The organism is Rhodococcus sp. 05-2255-3B1, assembly GCF_002258545.1.
Taxonomy (GTDB): domain Bacteria; phylum Actinomycetota; class Actinomycetes; order Mycobacteriales; family Mycobacteriaceae; genus Rhodococcoides.
This window is the reverse complement of the sequence record NZ_NOZC01000003.1, coordinates 319834-341519: the sequence shown is the minus strand read 5'-3', so window position 1 is coordinate 341519 and position 21686 is coordinate 319834. Positions and strand designations below refer to the sequence as shown.

Sequence of the window (21686 nt, the reverse complement as noted above, 5' to 3'; positions counted from 1 at the left end):
GGAAACGCCCGGTCCCATTCCGAACCCGGAAGCTAAGCCCTCCAGCGCCGATGGTACTGCACTCGACAGGGTGTGGGAGAGTAGGACACCGCCGAACACAATTTCCCAGAACACCCCCAGACCACCCGGTCCGGGGGTGTTCTGCATTTCGAAACCACACCCCACAAAACACCACACCCGACACCACACCCACACCCACCCGTGCCGAGTTAGCCCGCACCCACAGGGGCGAACGCGCGCGCAATTGCCGTGCGCGCGCACAATCGCACCCCGACCGCTCCCCAATCTGCGCGCACCTGACAAATGCGCGCGCATTCGCGACGATCAGGGCCGAACCCGGATGCCGGCGCGCACACCGGCGGCCACCCGAGCGTCTCGGCACCCCGACTGCCGCCCCTCCTCGCACCCCCTCCGACAAACGCGCGCGCATTCGCCACCTGCGCGCGGAATCGCACCCCGACCAGCCCCATTTTCCGCGCACCCGACGAACGCGCGCGCATTTGCGACGAGCGGGGTCGCGGCCTGAACTCGGGTGCGGGCAGACGACGCGACTGCGGACCGCGAATACGAGCGCAAAGGCGCGCGCATTCGCCGTCCGCGCGCACAATCGCACCCCGACCGCTCACCAATCCCCGCGCAGCTGACGAACGCGCGCGCATTTGCGGAATGCGGTACCGACGCGACGGGCTGCGGCAACTGCAAGGACCGGTAATGCGAGTCAGGCGTGCACGGCAACAGGCTCGTCGGCGGTGACTTTCACATCCTTGGGGTTCGCGAGGACCGTCTCGGCGGATCGACCTCGGAGCGTCACGCGATCGCCGAATTCCCAACGCTGCGCTTCGTCGTCCGAGGCGCCGTCCACGGCGGTCTTCGATGCAAGGATCGCTCCGGGGGAATTTTTCGCCAACTCGGACAGGCGAGCGGCTTCGTTCACCGGGTCTCCGATGACCGTGTACTCGAATCGGGACTTCGCACCGACGTTGCCGGCGACAGCGCGTCCCGCCGCGACGCCGACGGCGGCGCTGCATTCGGGAACTTCGACCACGAGTCGTCGGGCAATTGCTCGTGCCGCAGCCAGCGCCGAGCCACAGTGGTCGGGAATTTCGTTGGGGGCTCCGAAGATGGCCAGAGCCGCGTCGCCCTCGAACTTGTTGATGAAGCCGCCGTGCTCGTCCACCTCGTCGACCACCACGGCGAAGAACCGGTTGAGCAGGTCCACGACCTCGGTAGGGGGTCGGGATGCTGCCAGCTCCGTCGATCCCACGAGGTCGATGAAGAACACGGCGATATCGCGTTCCTGTCCGCCGAGCTCGCTCTCGGACTGCAGGGCCTTCTCGGCGACCTCGTGTCCTACGTGTCTGCCGAAGAGGTCTCGAATCTTCTCCCGATCGCGCACTCCGTCGGCCATGCGGTTGAACCCACTCTGCAGCTCGCCGAGCTCGGTGCCGTCGTACACCGCAAGGCGGACATCCATGTTGCCCTTCTCCACCTCGGCCATGCCTGCCCGCACATTGTTGATCGGGGACGTCGTCGCGAAACCACCGAGCACGGTCAGCGCAAGGCCGAAGACGATGGTGATTCCTCCGAGGGACAGGATGCAGACCGCGAGCTGTGTCGCTGTCGTTTCGGGGTTGATGAAGCGGAAGATGGCGATGATCATCAATCCGCTGACCGGCACGCCGGTGCCCAACAGCCACGACAGAATCGATCGGCCCATGACTCCGGCAATACGGATTCGGCGAGGATCCCCGGCTTCGAGGGCCCGAGCGGCAGCGGGACGAAGCGCGAATTCACTGAGTAGGTAGCTGAACGCGCAGACGACGGTGCCACCTGCCGCGATCGTGAACGCAACCTTGGGAATCGACGCCGCGTCGATGATGCCGTCGATCGTGGTGAGCAGCAGCAAGGCTCCTATCCAGAGCAGAATCTGGATTCGAGTCAGACGCCACGGCATTGCGAGGGTCGCGACCTGCTCCTCGCGGCTGGGTTGACGGTCCTCGATTGCCCACCGCAGGCTGTGCAGAGCGTGCGTGGTGCCCCAGACAGCACCGACGACGAAAGCCACGAACACGTATACCGGGACGACGATGAAATTCACCCACCAGTACTGATCCGTTCGCAGAACGTCCGGTCCGGGCACCACTACGCTGATCAGAACCCCCACGATGACTGCACCGATCAGGTTCGACAGGATCAGAAACACCGTCAGCAACAGCTGGATTCGGATCCGTCGTCGACGCGGCGACTCGGAGGTGTCGCCGAGCAGGCGGGAACCCAGGGGAGCGGCAGATCGTCTCAATTGCGGCATGGTCGTCACAGACTAACGGGGCTCCTGCCTTAAGGTGGTCGAGTGCGTCTAGTTATTGCTCGTTGCCAAGTCGACTACGTCGGCCGCCTCACCGCACATCTCCCGTCCGCTCGTCGCCTGCTACTCGTCAAGTCCGACGGATCGGTCAGCGTGCACGCGGACGACAGGGCCTACAAGCCGCTGAACTGGATGTCGCCGCCCTGCTGGACGGTAGAAACCACCGAGGGCGAGACGATCAAGTGGGTCGTCACCAACAAGGCCGGCGAAGAACTTCGTATCACCATCGATGACGTCGAACTCGACTCGAGCCACGAGCTGGGCATCGATCCCGGATTGGTGAAAGACGGTGTGGAGGCCCATCTTCAGGAGCTGCTGGCCGAGCATGTCAGTACCTTGGGTGACGGTTACACGCTCGTGCGGCGCGAGTACATGACGGCTATCGGACCAGTGGATCTGCTGTGCCGCAACGCTGATGGCGGAACCGTGGCGGTCGAGATCAAGCGACGTGGCGAGATCGACGGCGTCGAGCAGTTGACCCGGTACTTGGAGCTTCTCAACCGTGATCCGCTGCTGGCTCCGGTGAGCGGTGTCTTCGCTGCCCAGGTGATCAAGCCTCAGGCGAAGACGCTGGCCACCGATCGCGGCATTCGTTGTCTCACACTCGACTACGACGTCCTGCGCGGAACCGACAGCACCGAGTTCAGGCTTTTCTGACGACCGTCCGTGTCCGCCGGCGTGTTCTCTACACTGGACGGGTGCCCCGTCGTAATCAGCCCCGCAGAGCGAATCGGAGCGGCCCGAGTGTTCTCGGCCCGCCGACCGATTCCGTGCTGGGCGGCAATCGGGTCGAGGTCGGTCCGGACGGAGACGCTTACACGACTCGGATGATCCCCGGTGCCAAGGCGGTCAAGACGTATCGCTGCCCCGGCTGCGATCACGAGGTGCGGCCGGGCGTCGCACACATCGTGGCGTGGCCGTCGGACGATTTCGGCGGTGCCGACAATCGTCGGCATTGGCACACCGGGTGTTGGTCCGGGCGAAACACGCGAGGCCTCACCCGTAGATGGTCGTAGCGGGGGAGGCCAGGCGCAGGATCAGCTGAATCAGGACGAGGAGTCGGCCGATTCCTTCTGTTCCTCGGCCTTCGCGGCCGCTTTCTCTTCTTCCTTCTTCAGGATGGCCGTCGGGTCGGGGTTGTCGAGCAGCTCGCTTTCGCGATTGACCGAGGCGAGCATCGCCGGAACCGAATCGAGCTGGCCCCGGATTCCGAGCAGCTGGGCCAGTACGCGGCTGCGCAGCACACGCAGCTCCTCGGCCAGTTCCTTGGAGTGCGCGATCCGCCTTTCGGCCTGTTCACTGGCGGACTGAAGCCGTCGAGCAGCCTCGGTCGTCGCCTCTTCGATGCGTCGGGCGGCATCGGCCTTGCTGGACGCCTCTAGTTCCTCGAGGGCCGTGAGCACCTTGGTTCGGCGCTCGGCCATCGTGATCTCGAAGTCTTCCTGAACCTTGGCGCGCTTGGCCTCGGATTCGGCGGCCAACTTGTCGCGCTCGGCCTGCGCGGCCTCGACCACTCGGGCCGCCTCCGTGCGCGCCTGAGCCATGGTCTGCTCATGTTCGGCTTCGAGTGCCGTTCGGCGCTCTTCGAGTTCGGCCACCAGTGACTCGTGCCGTCCGCGCAGTCGGGCACTCTCCTGCTGCGCAACGGAGATCATTTCCTCGGACTCCGAGTGCGCCTTGGCGCGTACCTCGGATGCCTCGTCCGAGGCCAACCGCAGCATGCGTGAGATTCGATCGCTCATCCCCTCCGCCGTGGTGGGCGGAACCGACAGGCGATCGATGTCCTTGCGCAGTTCGTCGATCTCGTCGCGGGCGTCGTCGAGCTGCTTGGCCAGATCACGAGCCTGCGCTGCGGCCGCGTCACGATCTGCGGTCGTCAGCCGTAGTTCGGCGTCGAATCGCTCGAAGTAGTTGGTGACTTCGTCGCGATCGAACCCTTTCCGGACGATGGAAAAGGGAAGTTGCACCGTGGAAGTGCGCTCATGATCGATGGCCATGGCCGTCAATTTACCGGTGAGTCAAGTAGAGGGCCATACGGTTCGCTCACCGAGTTCGCTCAGTGCGAATTGTGATCAGGTTCGACGAGTTCGATGAGCACTCCACCGGCGTCCTTGGGATGGACGAAGTTGATCCGAGAATCGGCGGTGCCGCGGCGCGGGGCGTCGTACAGCAACCGAACTCCGCGAGCGCGCAACTCGGTCGAGATCTCTTCGACGTCGGTGACGCGGTAGGCCAACTGCTGCAGTCCCGGGCCGTTGCGGCCGATGAACTTGGCGATGGTGGACGACTCGTCGATCGGTGCGAGCAACTGCAGTGCAGCGGACTTCTCCGTCGCTCCGGGGAAGGACAGCATCGCCTCGCGGACACCCTGTTCCTCGTTGATCTCCTCGTGCACGGCAATCATGCCGAGGTGGTCTGTGTACCAGGCGATCGCGGCATCGAGATCGGGCACCGCGACACCCACGTGGTCGATAGCCGTCACCAGGTCGGAGCGCAGCGGGGCTCCCGTGTAAGACTGCGTGCTGGAGGTCATGGCCATGACGTTAGCGCCAGCTGCGTTTCGGTGTTCCGCCCGGCCGGTATCGGAAGGGAGCGTCGGAGCGTTGATCTCGACAAGGCCGTCTTCATACTTTCGGAGGAAATCGTGACCACAACAGTCATCGTCGCCGGTGCTCGTACGCCCGTCGGGCGCTTCTCGGGTGCACTCAAGGACTTCTCGGGATCGGACCTCGGCGGTATCGCCATCAAGGGCGCACTCGAGAAGGCCGGTGTTGCTCCGGATCAGGTCGACTACGTCATCATGGGCCAGGTTCTCACCGCCGGTGCGGGCCAGATTCCAGCCCGTCAGGCTGCGGTTGCTGCTGGTATTCCGATGACCGTGCCTGCCCTGACGATCAACAAGGTGTGCCTGTCCGGAGTCGACGCCATCGCATTGGCCGACCAGCTGATTCGTGCCGGTGAATTCGAGATCGTCGTTGCCGGTGGCCAGGAGTCGATGACCCAGGCACCGCACATGCTCGAGAAGTCGCGCGCCGGGTTCAAGTACGGCGATGTCACAATGCGTGACCACCTCGCGTACGACGGTCTGTACGACATCTTCACCGATCAGGCCATGGGTGCGCTGACCGAGCAGCGCAACCAGAGCACCGAGGTCATCACTCGCGAGGAGCAGGACACCTTTGCCGCCGCGTCGCATCAGAAAGCCGCAGCGGCCTGGAAGAACGGCGTCTTCGACGATGAGGTGGTTCCGGTCTCGATCCCGCAGCGCAAGGGTGAGCCGATTCAGTTCACCGCAGACGAAGGCATCCGCGCCGACACCACCGTCGACTCCCTCGGCAAGCTTCGCCCCGCATTCGACAAGGCCGGCACCGTGACCGCCGGATCGGCGTCACAGATTTCCGACGGTGCCGCCGCCGTCGTGGTGATGAGCAAGGAGAAGGCGGAGTCGCTCGGTCTGACCTGGCTCGCCGAGATCGGTGCCCACGGAGTGGTCGCCGGTCCCGACTCCACACTGCAGTCACAGCCGGCTCGCGCGATCGTCAAGGCATGCGAGAAGGACGGCATCGACCCGAAGGATCTCGACGTCGTCGAGATCAACGAGGCGTTCGCAGCGGTCGGAATCGCGTCGACGCGTGAGCTGGGCATCGATCCCGAGATCGTGAACGTCAACGGCGGAGCGATCTCGATCGGGCATCCCCTCGGCATGTCGGGAGCTCGCATCGCCTTGCATCTGGCACTCGAGCTGCAGCGACGCGGCGGCGGAGTGGGCGCGGCCGCCCTGTGCGGCGGCGGTGGACAGGGCGACGCCCTCATCGTTCGAGTCCCGAAGCAGTAGGCGGGTGGTGGCTCTGGCGCGGGACTGAGACCAGAGCCACTACGTTCCGTCGTAGCAAACCGGGCACAATAGCGGGTATGACCAACTTCTTCGACCTGAGCAGTACAGCCAAACGCTTCCGCTTCGTCGCTGTGCTCGAAGCGTTCACCTGGCTGGGTCTGCTGATCGGAATGGCGTTCAAGTACATCCCTGCCGATGGCAACGAAATCGGCGTGAAGATCTTCGGGCCCATCCACGGCGGCGTGTTCGTCGTGTATCTGGCCGTTGCCGTGTTGACGGCGGTCAAGCTCAAATGGGACATCAAGGCGACCCTGCTGGCGCTCGTCGCGGCGTTCCCCCCGTTCGGCACCGTGATCTTCGAGATCTGGGCCGCGCGCACCGGCCGTCTCGCCGAGTTGAGCACCGGCAGGCCCGCAGCCGATGCCAAGGTTCTGTCCTGACCGACCTGCACCGCCCGCCAGTGGATGACGCATCGCGTTAGTGACAAACTGTAGGGCGTGACTCGACCCGGTTCCCGTCCTCCCGTCCGCCCGTCAGCTGTTGTTCCCGCATCCATTGCCGGTGCCGTCGACCTGTCCGTTCTCAAGGACCGTCCGGCACCTGCACCCGCGGCCGAATCCGCAGGCGACGCGGGAGGACTGGCACCGATCGTGGACGTGACCGCGGCTACGTTCGAGGCCGAGGTTCTGCAACGGTCCACGCAGGTTCCGGTGATCGTCGACCTGGGGTCTGCTCGTTCGCCGCAGTCCCAGGCGTTGACGCGTCAGCTCGGACAGCTGGCCGTCGAGGCCGCGGGAACGTGGGTGCTCGCGCGGGTCGACGTGGACTCCAACCCGCAGATCGCGCAGGCATTCGGCGTTCAGGCCATTCCGACGGTCGTTGCCGTGGCAGCGGGCCAGCCCCTGGCCGACTTCCAGGGCACCCAGTCGGACGAGCAGTTGCGTCAGTGGCTGCAGGCAGTGGAGCAGGCCACGGCCGGCAAGCTCAGTGGTCCGCCCGGAGTCGCGGCTGCCGAACCGGAACCCGAGATCGAGGATCCGCGGATCGTCGCAGCCGAAGAGGCCATCGACGAGGGTGATTTCGTGAAGGCAGAAGCTGCCTACCAGGCGATCATCGACGCCGAACCGAAGAACACCGAGGCCGTCGCCGCACTGCGTCAGGTCAAATTCCTTGCGCGTGTGCAGAATCTGGCACCGGACGCGATTGCACTCGCCGACGCCGACGCCGCCAACGTTCAGGCTCGGATCGATGCCGCAGACGCCGAGATGGCCGGTCAGCAACCGGAGCAGGCTTTTGCGCGGCTGATCGACGGTATCAAGATCAGCGCCGGCGACGACCGAACTGCGCTGCGCACCCGTCTGCTGGAGCTGTTCGAGTTGTTCGATTCGGCCGATCCGCTGGTGGTTTCTGCGCGACGCAAGCTTGCGTCGGCCCTGTACTGACAGCGGTACTCAGCTGTAGCGTGCGTCGCACCGTTCCTTGCCGCCGAGAACTCCCGAACGGAAGGCATCGACTCGGGAGAAGCCGGACGGCAGGGTCGTACCGTTGACATCGCTGGCGGCGAGTCCGTCACTGAGCAGTCCGGACACGGCCTCGTCGAGATCGCCGGGGGAGAGCCAGACTTCGAGGTCCGTCGTTCCGCTCTCGAGGCTCATCGCCGAGGTGATCACTCCGGACAGACAGGCCGATCGCAGGGCGGCCTGCGGATCGTCGAGCGACTGGCCTGCTTCCTTCTGCACCGCGAGCGTGTAGCGCGAGGCGAACAGCACGTAGGCGCTGTAGTCGCCGGAAACGTTGAGCGGCAGGATATCTCCGCGTCGGGGTGTCTCGGGCTGTCCGACTTCGGCCAGGTCCTCGACGTCGACACCGATGGTGTTGGTCGACGGGCAGTACGACACCGGCGCGGTGGGCTCGGCGTCGGAGCATCCGGTGTCCGAACCGGAATAGTCGATGTTCGGCGGAACAGCGACGGGCAGCACGGTTTCGAAGGATCGAGTGAAGGCACCGAGGGTGTCCTCGGTGACCGGTAGCTCACCGGAGTCGTCCGGGTCGCTGAACTTCTGCGGCAACGATGCTCGACGCGAATCGATCTCGGCCTCGTCGATACCGGTGCAGATTGCCGCGCCGTTGGTGAAGCCGAGCTGCACTGCGGTGACGCGCTCGAAGGCAGAGCCGTGTACCGATTCCGGATCGTTGGGGTCGACGTCGCGCACGGCGACTGTCGCGGCGAGAACGCCGTTGAGTCCGTCCGAGGTGTTGATGGTGAAGTGCGGTGCATCGTCTTCGGCGACGTGGCGGATGAACGCGCCGGCGAAGCAGTCGGCCTGTTGCTCGGCAACGATGGTCGGAGTGTCGTCGCCGACCAGGCCCGATTGATGCTGAATGGCGTGGCCGTATTCGTGGGCGATCACCATGACCACCGACATCGGTCCGAATGCGTCGACGAGAGCCGGGAGCAGAATGGTGCGATCCCACCCGATCGAGTCGTCGCGAGTGCAGTAGGCGGCGTTGGGAATACCGCCGGTGCGGTCTCCGCAGAATCTGATGCCCGATCCCTCGTCCTCGGACGCGTCCCACGAGACGACCTTCGAGACCGGGGTGAACGAGCCCTTGAACAAGTTGGGGTACTGCTCGGCCCAGAACTGCTGGATGTCGTCGATCGCGTTCGTGCCGAGAATGTCCGAGTCGGTGCCCTCGGCGTTCTCCACGGTGATCGTCGAATCGGGGACACCGGGACGGGGCCCGCTCGGCCCGTTCGTGACCGGAAGTCCGGCGACGGTGAACGGGTTCTCGTAGATCGATACCGCGTTTCCGCTGACGGTCTGTGCGCACGAGGTCAGCAGGAGCAGCCCTGCAGTGGCGGCCGCGGCCAGAAGTCGGGGTGTGCGGCCGCCACTCATCTATCGCTCCAGTTTTATCCAGATCGCCCCGTTGGCAGGAAGGGCGACCTGGCCAGACGCCGGTCGACCGTGCCACGAGTGCGATGTAGCCGTCACTTCACCCAGGTTGCCCACGCCGGAGCCCCCGTACTCCGTTGCATCGGTGTTGAGGATCTCGATCCAACGGCCGGGTTCCGGTAGTCCCACACGATAGCTGCCGTGCTCGTTCCCGGAGAAGTTGAAAATACACGCGATGACCGAACCGTCGGATCCGTACCGCAGAAAGCTCAGCACGTTGTTCTCGGTGTCGTTGGCGTCGATCCACGAGTATCCACTCGGCGAGGTGTCGAGCGTCCACAGTGCCGGATGGGTCTTGTACGTCGAGTTCAGATCGGACACAAGGGTTTTCACGCCATTGTGCAGAGGTTCCTCGTCGATCTGATACCAGTCGAGGCCGCGTTCCTCGGACCACTCACGGGTCTGCCCGAACTCCTGTCCCATGAACAGCAGTTGCTTACCGGGGTGCGCCCACATGTAGGCGAGCATTCCGCGCAGCCCTGCTGCCTTGGCGTAGTCGTCTCCGGGCATCCGAGTCCACAGAGTGCCCTTGCCGTGTACCACCTCGTCGTGGCTGATGGGGAGCAGGTAGTTCTCACTCCACGCATAGACCAGGGAGAAGGTGATCTCGTGGTGGTGGTAGCTGCGATGGATGGGGTCACGCCCGAGGAAGCCAAGGGTGTCGTGCATCCAGCCCATGTTCCACTTCATGTTGAACCCGAGTCCGCCGACGTTCGTCGGGCGGGTGACGCCGGGCCATGCGGTCGACTCCTCTGCCACCGTGACGACACCGCGGTGCTTCTTGTGCACCGTCGCGTTCATCTCCTGCAGGAAGGTCACGGCCTCGAGGTTCTCGCGGCCGCCGTAGATGTTCGGCGACCAGCCGCCCTCGGGACGGGAGTAGTCCAGGTACAGCATCGACGCCACGGCGTCGACGCGCAGTCCGTCGATGTGGAACTCGTCGATCCAGTACAGCGCGTTCGCGACCAGGAAGTTGCGGACCTCGCGCCGCCCGAAGTCGAAGACCAAAGTGCCCCAGTCGAGTTGCTCGCCGCGCTGCGGGTCACCGTGCTCGTAGAGCGGGCCGCCGTCGAACCGAGCCAGGGCCCATTCGTCCTTGGGGAAGTGGGCGGGAACCCAATCGACGATGACACCGATTCCGGCACTGTGGAGGTGGTCGACGAAGTAGCGGAAATCGTCGGGGCTGCCGAAGCGAGAGGTCGGTGCGTAGTACGAGGTCACCTGGTATCCCCAGGACCCGCCGAACGGGTGCTCGGCGACCGGGAGCAGCTCCACGTGGGTGAAGCCGGTTTCGGTGACGTATTCGGCCAACTGCTCGGCGAGTTCGCGGTACCCCAGTCCCGGCCGCCAGGACGCCAGGTGGATCTCGTAGACGCTCATCGGTGCCTGCGTCGGCTCGATGCCGGCCCTCGTATCGAGCCAGGACTCGTCGTTCCAGGTGTACGAGGATGCAGTCACCACCGAGGCCGTCGACGGTGGAACCTCGGTGGCGAAGGCCATCGGGTCGGCCTTGTCCTTGACCGAGCCGTCGGAGCCGTGGACGCGGAACTTGTACAGCGCGCCCGGCGCGATGTCGGGCGCGAAGATCTCCCACACTCCGGTCGAGCCCAGTACGCGCATCGGCCATGTGCGGCCGGTCCAGCCGTCGAAATCGCCGACCAGCGTGACGCCCTGGGCTGCGGGTGCCCAGACCGCGAACGACGTGCCGGTGACGGGGCCGTCCGGTGTCGCGTACGACTGTTGGTGCGCGCCCAGAATGTCCCACAGACGCTCGTGTCTGCCCTCACCGAACAGGTGCAGATCGAGTTCGCCGAGAGTGGGCAGGAAGCGGTATCCGTCGGCGGATTCGGAGACGTGTCCACCGGGCCACGTCACTACGAGGCGGTAGTCGATCAGGTCCTCGAACGGGAGGAGAGCAGAGAAGACTCCGTGCGCGACGTGGGTCAGCTCGTGGTCGACGCCACCGATGCGGGCAACGACCTTCTCGGCGTCGGGCTTGAGGGCCCGGATCGCGGTTCCGCCCGGCACCGGGTGGGCACCGAGGACGGAATGCGGGTTGTAGTGCCGCCCTGCAGCGATGAGTTCGAGATCGTTGTCGGGCGGGGCTGCGACGGTGTCTTCGGGCGTCGTCGGATTCTCGGTCACGTTGAATCCCTTCACTTTCGGTTGCCGCGGTAGGCCAGTTCGATTCGTGCCGGGTACGGGATGTGGGGGAGCGTGAAGATGTGCGCCACCGACGTCCAGGGCTCGAGCCGAACGAAATTGGTGTGGCCCCAGTCGTAGTGAACGCCGCTCACTTCGTCCTTGATCGTGAGGGTGTCCTGCCAGTCGTGACCGAGGGCGGGCATGTCCAGGTGGATCGTGCCTTCCTCGGCTCCGAAGGGATTGAGGTTGATCACCACCAGGATCGAGTCACCGGTCTGCGGGTCGAACTTGGAGTATCCGATCAGCGCCTCGTTGTCGATGGTGTGGAAGTGGATGTTGCGGAGTTGCTGCAGCGCCGGATGCGCACGCCTGATCGCGTTCAGCGTGGTGATCCACGGTTCGAGCGACTCGCCGCGGGCGAGTGCACCCTCGAAGTCGCGCGGACGCAGCTGGTACTTCTCCGAGTCCAGGTACTCCTCGCTGCCCTCTCGCACGGCTTGGTGCTCGAACAGCTCGTAGCCCGAGTAGACGCCCCAGGTGGGAGCCATCGTCGCCGCGAGAGCTGCTCGGAGAGCGAACATTCCGGGCCCGCCGTGCTGCAGGCTCTCGTGCAGGATGTCCGGGGTGTTGACGAACAGGTTCGGCCGCGCGTCGTCGGCGCGTCGAGCGTGTTCCTCGGCGAACTCGGTGAGCTCCCATTTCGCGGTACGCCACGTGAAGTAGGTGTACGACTGCGTGAAACCGCGCTGCGCCAACCCGTACATACGCACCGGGCGGGTGAACGCCTCGGCCAGGAACAGCACGTCCGGGTCGGTCTTCTTCACCTCGGCGATCAACCATTCCCAGAAGTCCGGCGGCTTGGTGTGTGGATTGTCGACTCGGAAGACCTTGACGCCCAGCGAAATCCAGTATCGGACAACGCGGAGCACCTCTTCGTAGATGCCGCGTCGGTCGTTGTCGAAGTTGACCGGGTAGATGTCCTGGTACTTCTTCGGAGGGTTCTCGGCGTAGGCGATGGTGCCGTCCGGAAGGACGGTGAACCACTCGGAATGTGTTGCAGCCCAGGGATGATCGGGAGCAGCCTGGAGAGCGAGATCGAGCGCCACTTCGAGGTTGTGTTCCTGCGCGGCGGCGACGAACGCGCGGAAGTCGTCCTCGGTGCCCAGTTCGGGATGGATGGCGTCGTGCCCGCCGTCCTTCGAGCCGATGGCCCACGGCGACCCGACGTCCTCGGGGCCGGGCGTCAGCGTGTTGTTCGGGCCCTTGCGGTTGATGGTGCCGATCGGGTGGATGGGCGGCAGGTAGACGATGTCGAATCCCATCCGCTCGATGCGGGGCAACTGCTCGATCGACGTCGCGAACGTGCCGTGCCGAGGCGAACCGTCCTCGTTCCACCCACCGGTCGACCGGGGGAAGAACTCGTACCACGCACCGTTGAGCGCGAGATTGCGATCGACCCACACATTGACCGCGCGAGATCGAGTCACCAATTCGCGCAGCGGATGCGCGAACAGCAGTTCGGCGACCGCCGGCGCGAACGCCGAGGACACGCGAGCCGGCAGCGGGCGGTCGGTATCGCGCAGCGCGGCGGCGACATCGGCCAGCATCTGCCTGCTCTCGGCCGGAACTCCGGTGGCGGCCCGCAGGAACAACCGGGCCCCGATCTCGAGATCGTTGGCGAGTTCGTGGGCACTCTGGCCCACTCCGAGCTTGGCTTCGACGGCGTGACGCCAGGTGCTGATCGGATCGCTCCACGCTTCGATGCGGCAGATCCAGTAACCCGGCCGAGAGGGGACGAACACCGCGTCGAACGTGTCGGGTTCGCGGCCCGGTGTCATCGGGATGCGTTCGAGTTTGCCTCCAGGCCCGCGCACCGACAGTGTCGCGGCCACCGCATCGTGACCCTCGCGCCAGACGTCGGCGGAGACTGGAAACGTCTCGCCCACCACCGCTTTCGCGGGGTACTTCCCGGTCGTCGTATCTGGAAGGACATTGTCGATACCAAGTCGACCTGTCACTTCACACTCCATTCTTCGCTAGAGGTATGGCTGCGCGGGCGCAACCTCTGATCGAACCGATATTGGTGTGCTTCTACTCGTCAACCGTAGTGCAGCAATGCAGATGGCGCGTGCGCCGACGCATACCGCCCGCGGTGGGCACTACATCTCGGATTTCGTCCAAGCCGCCCATCGACACAGGTGTGCGTGGGTAGGGTTCGACCCTGTGAAAGCTTTGCGTCGATTCACCGTCCGAGCCCACCTTCCCGCCCGCCTGAATGCCCTCGCCGAGCTCTCGACAAACCTCAGGTGGTCGTGGCACCCGTCGACGCAGGATCTGTTCGAGCACATCGATCCACTGTTGTGGACCGAGCTCGAGCGCGATCCGGTGGCCGTATTGGGAGCCGTCGCACCTGCGCGTCTCGAGGAACTCGCGGCCGACGAGCACTTCCTGGCCGAGTTGGACGCCGCCGAGGCCGATCTCCACGACTACCTCGCTCGACCGCTCTGGTACCAGAACGAGCTGGCCGAGGGGCGTGCTCTGCCGTCGGGCATCGGGTATTTCTCGATGGAGTTCGGTGTCACCGAGGTCCTGCCGAACTACTCCGGCGGGCTCGGAATCCTCGCCGGCGACCACCTCAAGGCTGCCTCGGACCTGGGCCTGCCGTTGATCGGTGTCGGGCTGCTCTACCGCTCGGGCTACTTCCGTCAGTCGCTGACGGCCGACGGCTGGCAGGCCGAACGCTATCCGTCCCTCGACCCGCACGGTCTGCCACTGCGGTTGCTCACCGACGACGGCGACTCTCCGGTGCTGATCCACGTCTCGATGCCCGGATCTCGGGTGCTGCGAGCGCGGGTGTGGATCGCCCAGGTGGGACGCGTCCCGCTGCTGCTGCTCGATTCCGATATCGCCGACAACGACCCGGAGCTGCGCGGGGTCACCGACCGGTTGTACGGCGGCGACCAGGATCACCGCATCAAGCAGGAGATACTCGCCGGTATCGGCGGAGTCAGGGCGATCCGGGCCTACACCCGTGCGCACGGACTGCCCGATCCCGAGGTGTTCCACATGAACGAGGGCCACGCCGGATTCCTTGGCGTCGAACGGATACGCGAACTCGTCACCTCGGGAACACTGGACTTCGATGCAGCGCTGGCGGCGGTGCGAGCGGGCACCGTCTTCACCACCCACACCCCGGTCCCCGCCGGAATCGACCGGTTTCCGGCCGATCTGGTGCGGCACTACTTCGCAAGCGCGGACGGCGGCGCGGACTCGGCGCTGCTGCCGGGGTTGCCGATGGATCGAATTCTCGCCCTCGGCGGCGAAGCCGACGCCTCGGTGTTCAACATGGCGCACATGGGACTGCGTCTGGGGCAACGTGCCAACGGGGTGTCGAAGTTGCACGGCATCGTCAGCCGCGAGATGTTCAACGACCTGTGGCCGGGATTCGACGCATCCGAGGTGCCGATCGGATCGGTCACCAACGGCGTTCATGCTCCGACGTGGTCCGCCCGGGAATGGGCGGAGTCGGGGCCGATGTCCTCGGACGAGGTGTGGTCCACGCGCAACGCCCTGCGGGCACAATTGGTGGACGAGGTACGGCGTCGGGTACGGCGCTCGGCCCTAGAACGCGGCTCGACCGAGGCCGAGATCAGTTGGACAGCAAACGTTTTCGATCCCAATATTCTCACCGTCGGATTTGCTCGACGAGTGCCGACGTACAAGCGCCTGACCCTGATGCTCCGCGAACCTGAGCGACTTCGCGCCATGTTGCTCGACCCGGTTCGCCCGGTCCAGTTGGTGGTCGCAGGCAAGTCGCACCCCGCCGACGACGGCGGAAAGGCGCTCATCCAGCAGATCGTCAGATTCGCCGACCAGGCCGACGTACGGCACCGCATCGTGTTCCTGCCCGACTACGACATGTCCATGGCTCGATTCCTGTACTGGGGATGCGACGTGTGGCTGAACAATCCGTTGCGACCGCTCGAAGCCTGCGGTACCTCGGGCATGAAGTCCGCGCTCAACGGCGGCCTGAACCTGTCGATCCGCGACGGGTGGTGGGACGAGATGTACGACGGGGAGAACGGCTGGGCGATCCCCACCGCGGACGGCGTCACCGACGACAATCGGCGGGACGATCTCGAAGCCGCTGCTCTGTACGAACTGCTCGAACAGGCGGTACTACCCAAGTTCTACGACCGCGGTGACGACGGGGTACCGAGTCGCTGGATCGAAATGGTGCGGCACACCCTCGAGCAGCTGGGCCCGAAAGTGCTGGCGTCGAGAATGGTTCAGGACTACACGCTGGGTTACTACGCCCCCGCTGCCGAGTCCGCCCGCGCGGCTTCGGCCGAGAACAACCGCGGTGCCTCGGATGTCGCGTCGTACCGCCGGCGCGTCGAACAGGCATGGAGCGCAGTCAAAGTCACCCGGGTCGACAGTGACGGTCTGCCGGACACCCCGGTGATCGGCGCGGATCTCTCGCTGCGCGCCGACGTCGATCTCGGCGGACTCGACCCGTCGGACGTCGTGGTGCAGGCGGTCGTGGGACGCGTCGATGAGGAGGAGAACCTCACCGACATCCGCACGACGGCCATGACGCACGTGGGTACCGAGGGTGGTGAGCACATCTACGCGGGCGAGACGCTGCTGCCGCACAGCGGCGCAGTGGGATACACGGTGCGGGTGCTACCTCACCACCACGGCCTCGCCTCGGATGCCGAGCTCGGTCTGGTGGCGACTCCGTAGCCGGGCGCGCTACTTTCCGGCCAGCCGGGTGAGCGCCTTGCGCACTACCTCCGGATCCGAGGTCTCCCAGAACGGCGGCAGCGAGGCGCGCAGGTAGCCGCCGTAGCGGGCAGTGGCAAGTCGTGAATCGAGAACGGCGACAACACCTTTGTCGTCGACGCTGCGGAGCAGTCGGCCGACGCCCTGCGCCAGGAGCAGGGCTGCGTGGTTGGCGGCGACCGCGAGAAAGCCGTTGCCGCCCCGGGATTCGACGGCCTGCTGCCGGGCGACCAACAGCGGATCGTCGGGCCGCGGGAACGGAATGCGGTCCAGGATCACCAGGCTCAGCGATGGGCCGGGGACGTCGACGCCCTGCCACAGCGACAGCGTCCCGAACAGGGACGTGGCCTCGTCGTCGGCGAACTTCTGCACCAGTGCGCCGGTGGAGTCGTCGCCCTGGCACAGAATCGGGGTGTCGAGGCGCTCGCGCATCTCCTCGGCGGCGGCTTTCGCGGCCCGCATGGACGAGAAGAGTCCGAGCGTGCGACCACCGGCGGCGCTGACCAGCGACTCGATCTCGTCCAGAGAGGACTTCGAGAGGCCGTCGCGTCCGGGCGGAGACAGATGCTTGGCGATGTACATGATGCCTGCCCGGGCATGGTCGAACGGCGAGCCGACGTCGAGCGAATTCCACCGAATCGACCCGGTGTCGGACGGTGGTTCCACACCCGACGCCATCGCGGTGTCACTGCGCGAGGGCTTCTCTGCAGGCAGGCCCCAGTTGACGGCCAACCCGTCGAACGATCCGCCGACGGTCAAGGTCGCGGAGGTGAGCACCACGGTGGACTCGGCGAACAGGCGAGCCCGCAGCAGTCCGCCCACCGACAGCGGCGCGATACGGACCGTGCGTTTGACGTTGCCGCGAAAGTCGTCGACGGCATGCCAGACGACGTCCTTGCGCTTGGCCGGATCTGGTTCGTCGAACGCCGTGAGGACACGAACCGCGCTGTCGTGAACCTCGTCGACCGCGACCAGAGCCGCGCTACGAGCCGCGGCAGCCTCGGGATCGCTCGCTGCCATGCCCTGCTTGTTGGGGCCGATCGCGGTGCGCACTGCCCAGGCGGCATCACGAATCGAAGCCAGTGCTGGGCCGACGCCGTCGGGTAGGGACTGCCACCGGCTCGGCGGAAGCTCGTCCAGAATCGCGGCCCAGTTCTCGGCGGCACCCTCGAGCTGATCGACCGTCTCCTCTTCGATCAACTTGGCGCTCCGCCGAGCCGCGGCGGTGACGGTTGCGGCCGACAGCTCCTCCGTGGCCACACCGGTCACCCGGTCGACCAGTTCGTGGGCCTCGTCGACGACCACGACGTCGTGCTCGGGCAGGATCTGAATTCCGGTGATCGCGTCGATCGCGAGCAGCGCGTGATTGGTCACCACGACGTCGACCTGGGCGGCCTCGGTGCGGGCGCGTTCGGCGAAGCAGTCCTCGCCGACGGGGCAGCGGGACTTGCCCAGGCATTCGCGGGCGGTGACGCTGACCTGCCGCCAGGCCTGATCGCTGACCCCGGGCACGACGTCGTCGCGGTCGCCGGTCTCGGTCTCGGACGACCACTTGGTCAGCCGTACCACCTCGCGGCCCATGCGTGAGACGGCGAAGGGGTCGAACAGTTCCGCATCCGGGGCCTCCTGCGCAGCACCGGTGTGGATCTTGTTCATGCACAGATAGTTGTTGCGGCCCTTGAGGATTGCGAATTTCGGTCGACGGCCGACAGCCTCGGTCAGGGCGTCGGACAGGCGCGGGAGATCGCGGTCGACCAGCTGCCGTTGCAGTGCGATGGTGGCCGTGGAGACGATGACGGTCCTGCCCGATTCCACAGCGTGCCGGATGCTGGGAACGAGGTAGGCAAGAGACTTGCCGGTTCCGGTGCCTGCCTGCACCGCCAGATGCTCACCGGTGTCGATCGAGTGCGCCACCGCCGAGGCCATCGTCAGCTGATTGCTGCGCTCCTTGCCGCCGAGCGAGTGCACCGCGACCTGCAGGAGAGCGGGAACGGTTGGCAACTCGGTCTTCGACGGCACCGAAGCAGACTACTGCCGATCGCCCACTCGCTTCGGTACCGACACCGCTGTCACCCCTCGACGAAGCGGGTGGGTATGGCCGGTTCGCCCTGAGACAGTTTCAGACCCTCCCACGGGAGGCTGACGAGGCGTCGGGCCAGCAGGTTACGGCCGTCGGCGAGCGTGGGGAGGTCGGCGACTCGTTCTCCGCCGCGGACCAACGGCGTGGTCAACGTCTCCACCGTCAGATCGCTCTCGACGGTCGGCGGAGCGTCGAACGGGTGGACGATCTCCTCGACTGCGGTGCCGGTGCTCCGCGCGGTGCGCAGCGCCGCTTTGGTACCGCCGCGCGATTCCTTGTGACTGCTGCGCTTGGCGACGGGGATTCCGTCGACGGTGACCAGTTTGTAGACCATGCCCGCAGTCGGGGCACCGGAACCGGTCACCAGAGACGTTCCGACGCCGTAGGAGTCGACCGGCTCGGCCCGCAGCGCGGCGATGGCGTACTCGTCGAGGTCGCCCGAGACGACGATCCTGGTCTTCGGCGCTCCCAGGGCGTCCAGTTGGTCGCGGACCTGGCGCGCGAGCACGCCAAGGTCGCCGGAGTCGATGCGCACACCGCCGAGTTCGGGCCCGGCGACCTCGATGGCGTTGGCGACACCCTGGGTGATGTCGTAGGTGTCGACGAGCAGGGTGGTGGCCACTCCGAGAGCGCGTATCTGAGCCACGAATGCGGACCGTTCGTCGGGGCCGTCGGCGGTGGTGTGCAGCAATGTGAAGGCATGCGCCGACGTGCCCGCGCCTGGAACGCCGTGCCTGCGGACGGCTTCGAGGTTGGACGTCGCAGTGAATCCCGCGAGGTACGCCGCGCGCGAGGCGGCGACGGCGGCTTCCTCATGGGTGCGACGCGATCCCATCTCGATGATCGGACGGGACTTCGCGGACGCCACCATCCGTGCTGCCGCGGATGCGATCGCACTGTCGTGATTGAGGATGGAGAGCACGAGCGTTTCGAGGACGACGCACTCGGCGAAGGTGCCGCGAACGGTCAGAACGGGAGAGCCCGGGAAGTACAGCTCACCCTCGCGGTAGCCGTCGATGTCGCCGGTGAAGCGGTAGTTGCGCAGCCATTCGACGGTCTCGGCGTCGAGGAATTCGGCGACGATCCGCAACTCCTCCTGGCCGAAGCGGAAACGTGCAATCGCATTGAGGATGCGTCCGGTGCCCGCGACGACTCCGTATCGGCGACCGCCGGGCAACCTGCGCGCGAACACCTCGAAGCTGCAGATTCGATCTGCGTAACCGCTGGCCAGGGCCGCCGACAGCATCGTGTACTCGTACTGATCGGTCAGCAGTGCTGTGCTGGCACCGTCGCCGGGATTCGCGTGATCTGTGGTCGCATCGTTGCTCACCTCGCACACACTACGAGCGAAGGGGCGAGCGTGGGACGCTGGCCCGATACGCCGTACCCTGTTGGGCATGCCTTGGTTGACGGTGGATGGATCGCTTCTGCCCGTGGACGGCTTCTCGGCAGGGGACGTCGTCGCCGCGTCTCCGCAAGCGGTCCCGGCACAGACCGAGGCCGTCGCGGCCGACGAAGCGCACGACACCCCCTGGGTCACCATCGTCTGGGACGATCCGGTCAACCTGATGCACTACGTCACCTATGTGTTCCAGAAGCTGTTCGGCTACAGCAAGGCCAAGGCCACCGAGCTGATGATGCAGGTGCACTCCGAGGGCAAGGCCGTGGTGTCGAGCGGAGAGCGCGACGCGATGGAGAACGATGTTCGACGGCTGCACGCGGCCGGTCTGTGGGCCACCATGCAGCAGGACAAGTAACCAGCTCACCACCTTTTCGTCAGTGAAGGACATCAGCAACAGTGCGCACGTGGACGAGACGGAATTCGTTGTCCGGGGTCAAGATAAAATCCGAGATCGATGCGCGTGAGGCTGCCGTGCTTCGGTCTCTCGTCGGCTCGGTTCTCGGCTTGCTGCGTGACCGTTCCGCCGCCGCTCCCACCGACGAGCTCGCAGCGCTGACCGGTCTGCGGACCGGCCACAACAGTCCGCCCGAGGATGCCGCACTGGCCCGGCTGCTGCCGGACTTCCATCGCGCCGATCCCGACCGCGACGAGGAGGATCCGACCGATCTCAACGGGGCTCTCCGAGGACTTCACGAGCCCGAGATCATCGACGAGAAATTGGCTGCCGGATCGATGATCCTGGCCACTGTTCCCGAGTCGGGTGGCAAGATCGTGCTGACCCAGGAGCAGGCGGACGCATGGTTGACCGGCCTCAACGACGTGAGGCTGGCGCTCGGCACGACGCTGGGGATCAGCGCGGACACGCCCGACGTCCTCGACGAGGGTGATCCTCGCGCTCCGCATCTCGACGTGTATCACTGGCTGACCTGGATGCAGGATTCTCTCGTGCAGGTCCTCATTCCCTAGGACGCGCGCGTGACCGCTGCATTCCAGACACCCGGACCACGGGACAGCCTGACCGATGTGACAGGTCTGCTGGTCGGCCATCATCACGACCTCGACGACGACGCCACGATGGGGTCCGGTTCGGCGACCGGCTGCACCGTCGTACGTGCTCTCGGAGGTGCCACGGCCGCGGTCGACGTTCGCGGCGGGGGGCCGGGAACGCGCGAGACCGATCTGCTCGATCCGAGCCATTCCGTGCAGCACGTCAACGCGATTCTGCTGACCGCGGGCAGTGCCTACGGGCTGGCGGCCGCGGACGGCGTCATGCGATGGCTGGAAGAGCACGGCCAGGGCATTCCGATGGGCAGTCCCGATCATGTCGTTCCGATCGTGCCGGCCGCAGTGATCTTCGATCTTCCGGTAGGCGACTGGGCGGCGCGTCCGACGGCGGAGTTCGGTTACCTCGCTGCCGCCGCAGCAGCAACCGAATTCGAGACCGGATCGGTCGGAGCAGGAGTCGGTGCTCGCGCCGGAGTGCTCAAGGGCGGCGTCGGTACCGCCAGCACGGTGATCGAGGGTGGCCCTGCCGACGGAGTCACCGTGGCGGCACTGATGGTGGCCAATCCGGTGGGGGCCGTGTTCGATCCGCGCACGGGGCTGTTGTGGGGAACCGGCACGTTCGGGCCCGCGGCGTTCGGTATGCGCAAGCCCGATGTGAACCAGCTGTGGGCCGCGCTCGCCCTCGAACCCAAGGGCACCGCGCTCAACACCACGATCGGTGTTGTCGCCACCGATGCTGCGCTGTCGTCGGCGTCGTGCAAGAGGATCGCCGTCGCCGGTCACGACGGTCTGGCGCGTGCCGTTCGACCGGCACATTCCCCACTCGACGGCGACACGATCTTCGCCGTGTCCACCGGCACCAGACCCGTCGGCCCGGAGTCCTCGGTACCCGCCGCGTTCTCGGTGGAACTTCCGGTACTGGCCGCGGTCACCGAGGCCGCGGCGATCGTCGTCGAGCGCGCCATCGTCCGGGCCCTGCTCGACGCCACCTCGGTGGCCGGCATTCCTACGTATCGCCAGATCTTCACGTCCGCGTTCGGTGGCTCGGGAGTCTGAGGGACGCGGGCCTGTCACCTCTGTTCGGTACCGTGGTGGGACCGAATTCGGAGGCG

General features: G+C 65.8%; 17 protein-coding genes and 1 rRNA gene. 10 read left to right on the top strand and 8 right to left on the bottom strand.

Translation table 11 applies throughout. The features are described 5' to 3' along the window. Positions 1 to 97, top strand: a 5S ribosomal RNA gene (gene rrf, locus CH249_RS02200); the annotation flags it as partial. A 621-nt stretch (positions 98 to 718) separates the two neighbouring features. Here rrf and CH249_RS02195 read toward each other — a convergent pair. Continuing rightward, positions 719 to 2308: an adenylate/guanylate cyclase domain-containing protein gene (locus CH249_RS02195; protein WP_094682723.1), complete on the bottom strand. Its 1590-nt coding sequence runs from the start codon at positions 2306 to 2308 to the stop codon at positions 719 to 721. A gap of 42 nt (positions 2309 to 2350) precedes the next feature. Between CH249_RS02195 and nucS the strand changes: the two genes are divergently transcribed. Next, positions 2351 to 3022 carry an endonuclease NucS gene (gene nucS / locus CH249_RS02190; RefSeq protein ID WP_032394670.1) on the top strand — a complete coding sequence of 224 codons (672 nt, stop codon included), beginning with the start codon at positions 2351 to 2353 and terminating at the stop codon, positions 3020 to 3022. Positions 3023 to 3063: 41 nt separating this feature from the next. Next, a complete protein-coding gene (locus CH249_RS02185; RefSeq protein WP_094682703.1) occupies positions 3064 to 3381 on the top strand; it encodes an ATP/GTP-binding protein in 318 nt (105 codons plus the stop codon). Positions 3382 to 3411: 30 nt separating this feature from the next. On the opposite strand, the gene CH249_RS02180 is transcribed toward CH249_RS02185, so the two are convergent. Next, positions 3412 to 4362 (bottom strand): hypothetical protein, encoded by a 951-nt coding sequence (locus tag CH249_RS02180; RefSeq protein WP_032394669.1) that lies wholly within the window; start codon positions 4360 to 4362, stop codon positions 3412 to 3414. Between the two features lie 59 nt (positions 4363 to 4421). Then, positions 4422 to 4904, bottom strand: coding sequence for a methylmalonyl-CoA epimerase (gene mce / locus CH249_RS02175; RefSeq protein ID WP_373453494.1), 483 nt, complete (start codon positions 4902 to 4904; stop codon positions 4422 to 4424). A 105-nt stretch (positions 4905 to 5009) separates the two neighbouring features. Here mce and CH249_RS02170 point away from each other — a divergent pair, with 105 nt between their 5' ends. The 3 genes from CH249_RS02170 to CH249_RS02160 all read left to right on the top strand — a co-directional run bounded on the left by CH249_RS02170 (position 5010) and on the right by CH249_RS02160 (position 7642). Further along, the gene (locus CH249_RS02170) at positions 5010 to 6200 is read left to right on the top strand and encodes an acetyl-CoA C-acetyltransferase (RefSeq protein ID WP_032394813.1); all 1191 of its coding nucleotides are present in this window, start codon (positions 5010 to 5012) and stop codon (positions 6198 to 6200) included. 68 nt (positions 6201 to 6268) lie between these two features. Further along, on the top strand, positions 6269 to 6640 hold the full coding sequence (locus tag CH249_RS02165; RefSeq protein ID WP_176459279.1) for a DUF3817 domain-containing protein: 372 nt from the start codon (positions 6269 to 6271) through the stop codon (positions 6638 to 6640). A gap of 114 nt (positions 6641 to 6754) precedes the next feature. Continuing rightward, positions 6755 to 7642 carry a tetratricopeptide repeat protein gene (locus CH249_RS02160; protein WP_094658060.1) on the top strand — a complete coding sequence of 296 codons (888 nt, stop codon included), beginning with the start codon at positions 6755 to 6757 and terminating at the stop codon, positions 7640 to 7642. A 9-nt stretch (positions 7643 to 7651) separates the two neighbouring features. Here CH249_RS02160 and CH249_RS02155 read toward each other — a convergent pair whose 3' ends face one another. The 3 genes from CH249_RS02155 to CH249_RS02145 are packed head-to-tail and all read right to left on the bottom strand — an operon-like array spanning position 7652 to position 13320. Further along, positions 7652 to 9100 (bottom strand): metallopeptidase, encoded by a 1449-nt coding sequence (locus CH249_RS02155; RefSeq protein ID WP_094682702.1) that lies wholly within the window; start codon positions 9098 to 9100, stop codon positions 7652 to 7654. Next, positions 9101 to 11302 (bottom strand): 1,4-alpha-glucan branching protein GlgB, encoded by a 2202-nt coding sequence (gene glgB / locus CH249_RS02150; protein ID WP_032394811.1) that lies wholly within the window; start codon positions 11300 to 11302, stop codon positions 9101 to 9103. It abuts the gene before it with no gap. Between the two features lie 11 nt (positions 11303 to 11313). Beyond that, positions 11314 to 13320 (bottom strand): alpha-1,4-glucan--maltose-1-phosphate maltosyltransferase, encoded by a 2007-nt coding sequence (locus CH249_RS02145; protein ID WP_032394666.1) that lies wholly within the window; start codon positions 13318 to 13320, stop codon positions 11314 to 11316. 205 nt (positions 13321 to 13525) lie between these two features. Between CH249_RS02145 and glgP the strand changes: the two genes are divergently transcribed. Further along, positions 13526 to 16048, top strand: a complete 2523-nt coding sequence (glgP, locus tag CH249_RS02140) for an alpha-glucan family phosphorylase (protein ID WP_094682701.1) — start codon at positions 13526 to 13528, stop codon at positions 16046 to 16048. 9 nt (positions 16049 to 16057) lie between these two features. Here the strand turns inward: glgP and CH249_RS02135 are convergent, their stop codons facing one another. Both CH249_RS02135 and CH249_RS02130 read right to left on the bottom strand, forming a co-directional pair. After that, positions 16058 to 18106 (bottom strand): ATP-dependent DNA helicase, encoded by a 2049-nt coding sequence (locus tag CH249_RS02135; protein WP_032394664.1) that lies wholly within the window; start codon positions 18104 to 18106, stop codon positions 16058 to 16060. A gap of 50 nt (positions 18107 to 18156) precedes the next feature. Then, positions 18157 to 19506: a nicotinate phosphoribosyltransferase gene (locus tag CH249_RS02130; RefSeq protein ID WP_094682700.1), complete on the bottom strand. Its 1350-nt coding sequence runs from the start codon at positions 19504 to 19506 to the stop codon at positions 18157 to 18159. 58 nt (positions 19507 to 19564) lie between these two features. Between CH249_RS02130 and clpS the strand changes: the two genes are divergently transcribed. Genes clpS through CH249_RS02115 form a run of 3 tightly spaced genes read left to right on the top strand, consistent with a single transcriptional unit; the run spans position 19565 to position 21630 of the window. Then, positions 19565 to 19924 carry an ATP-dependent Clp protease adapter ClpS gene (gene clpS / locus CH249_RS02125; protein ID WP_176459275.1) on the top strand — a complete coding sequence of 120 codons (360 nt, stop codon included), beginning with the start codon at positions 19565 to 19567 and terminating at the stop codon, positions 19922 to 19924. Positions 19925 to 19965: 41 nt separating this feature from the next. Then, positions 19966 to 20535 carry a DUF2017 domain-containing protein gene (locus CH249_RS02120; protein ID WP_032394662.1) on the top strand — a complete coding sequence of 190 codons (570 nt, stop codon included), beginning with the start codon at positions 19966 to 19968 and terminating at the stop codon, positions 20533 to 20535. 9 nt (positions 20536 to 20544) lie between these two features. Then, positions 20545 to 21630: a P1 family peptidase gene (locus CH249_RS02115; RefSeq protein ID WP_094682699.1), complete on the top strand. Its 1086-nt coding sequence runs from the start codon at positions 20545 to 20547 to the stop codon at positions 21628 to 21630. Positions 21631 to 21686 lie beyond the last annotated feature (56 nt).

Bases quoted from the DNA above. Each gene is read 5' to 3' on its own strand.
- mce (WP_373453494.1), bottom strand. From the start codon at position 4,904: ATGGCCATGACCTCCAGCACGCAGTCTTACACGGGAGCCCCGCTGCGC.
- CH249_RS02195 (WP_094682723.1), bottom strand. From the start codon at position 2,308: ATGCCGCAATTGAGACGATCTGCCGCTCCCCTGGGTTCCCGCCTGCTC.
- CH249_RS02155 (WP_094682702.1), bottom strand. From the start codon at position 9,100: ATGAGTGGCGGCCGCACACCCCGACTTCTGGCCGCGGCCGCCACTGCA.
- clpS (WP_176459275.1), top strand. From the start codon at position 19,565: ATGCCTTGGTTGACGGTGGATGGATCGCTTCTGCCCGTGGACGGCTTC.
- CH249_RS02180 (WP_032394669.1), bottom strand. From the start codon at position 4,362: ATGGCCATCGATCATGAGCGCACTTCCACGGTGCAACTTCCCTTTTCC.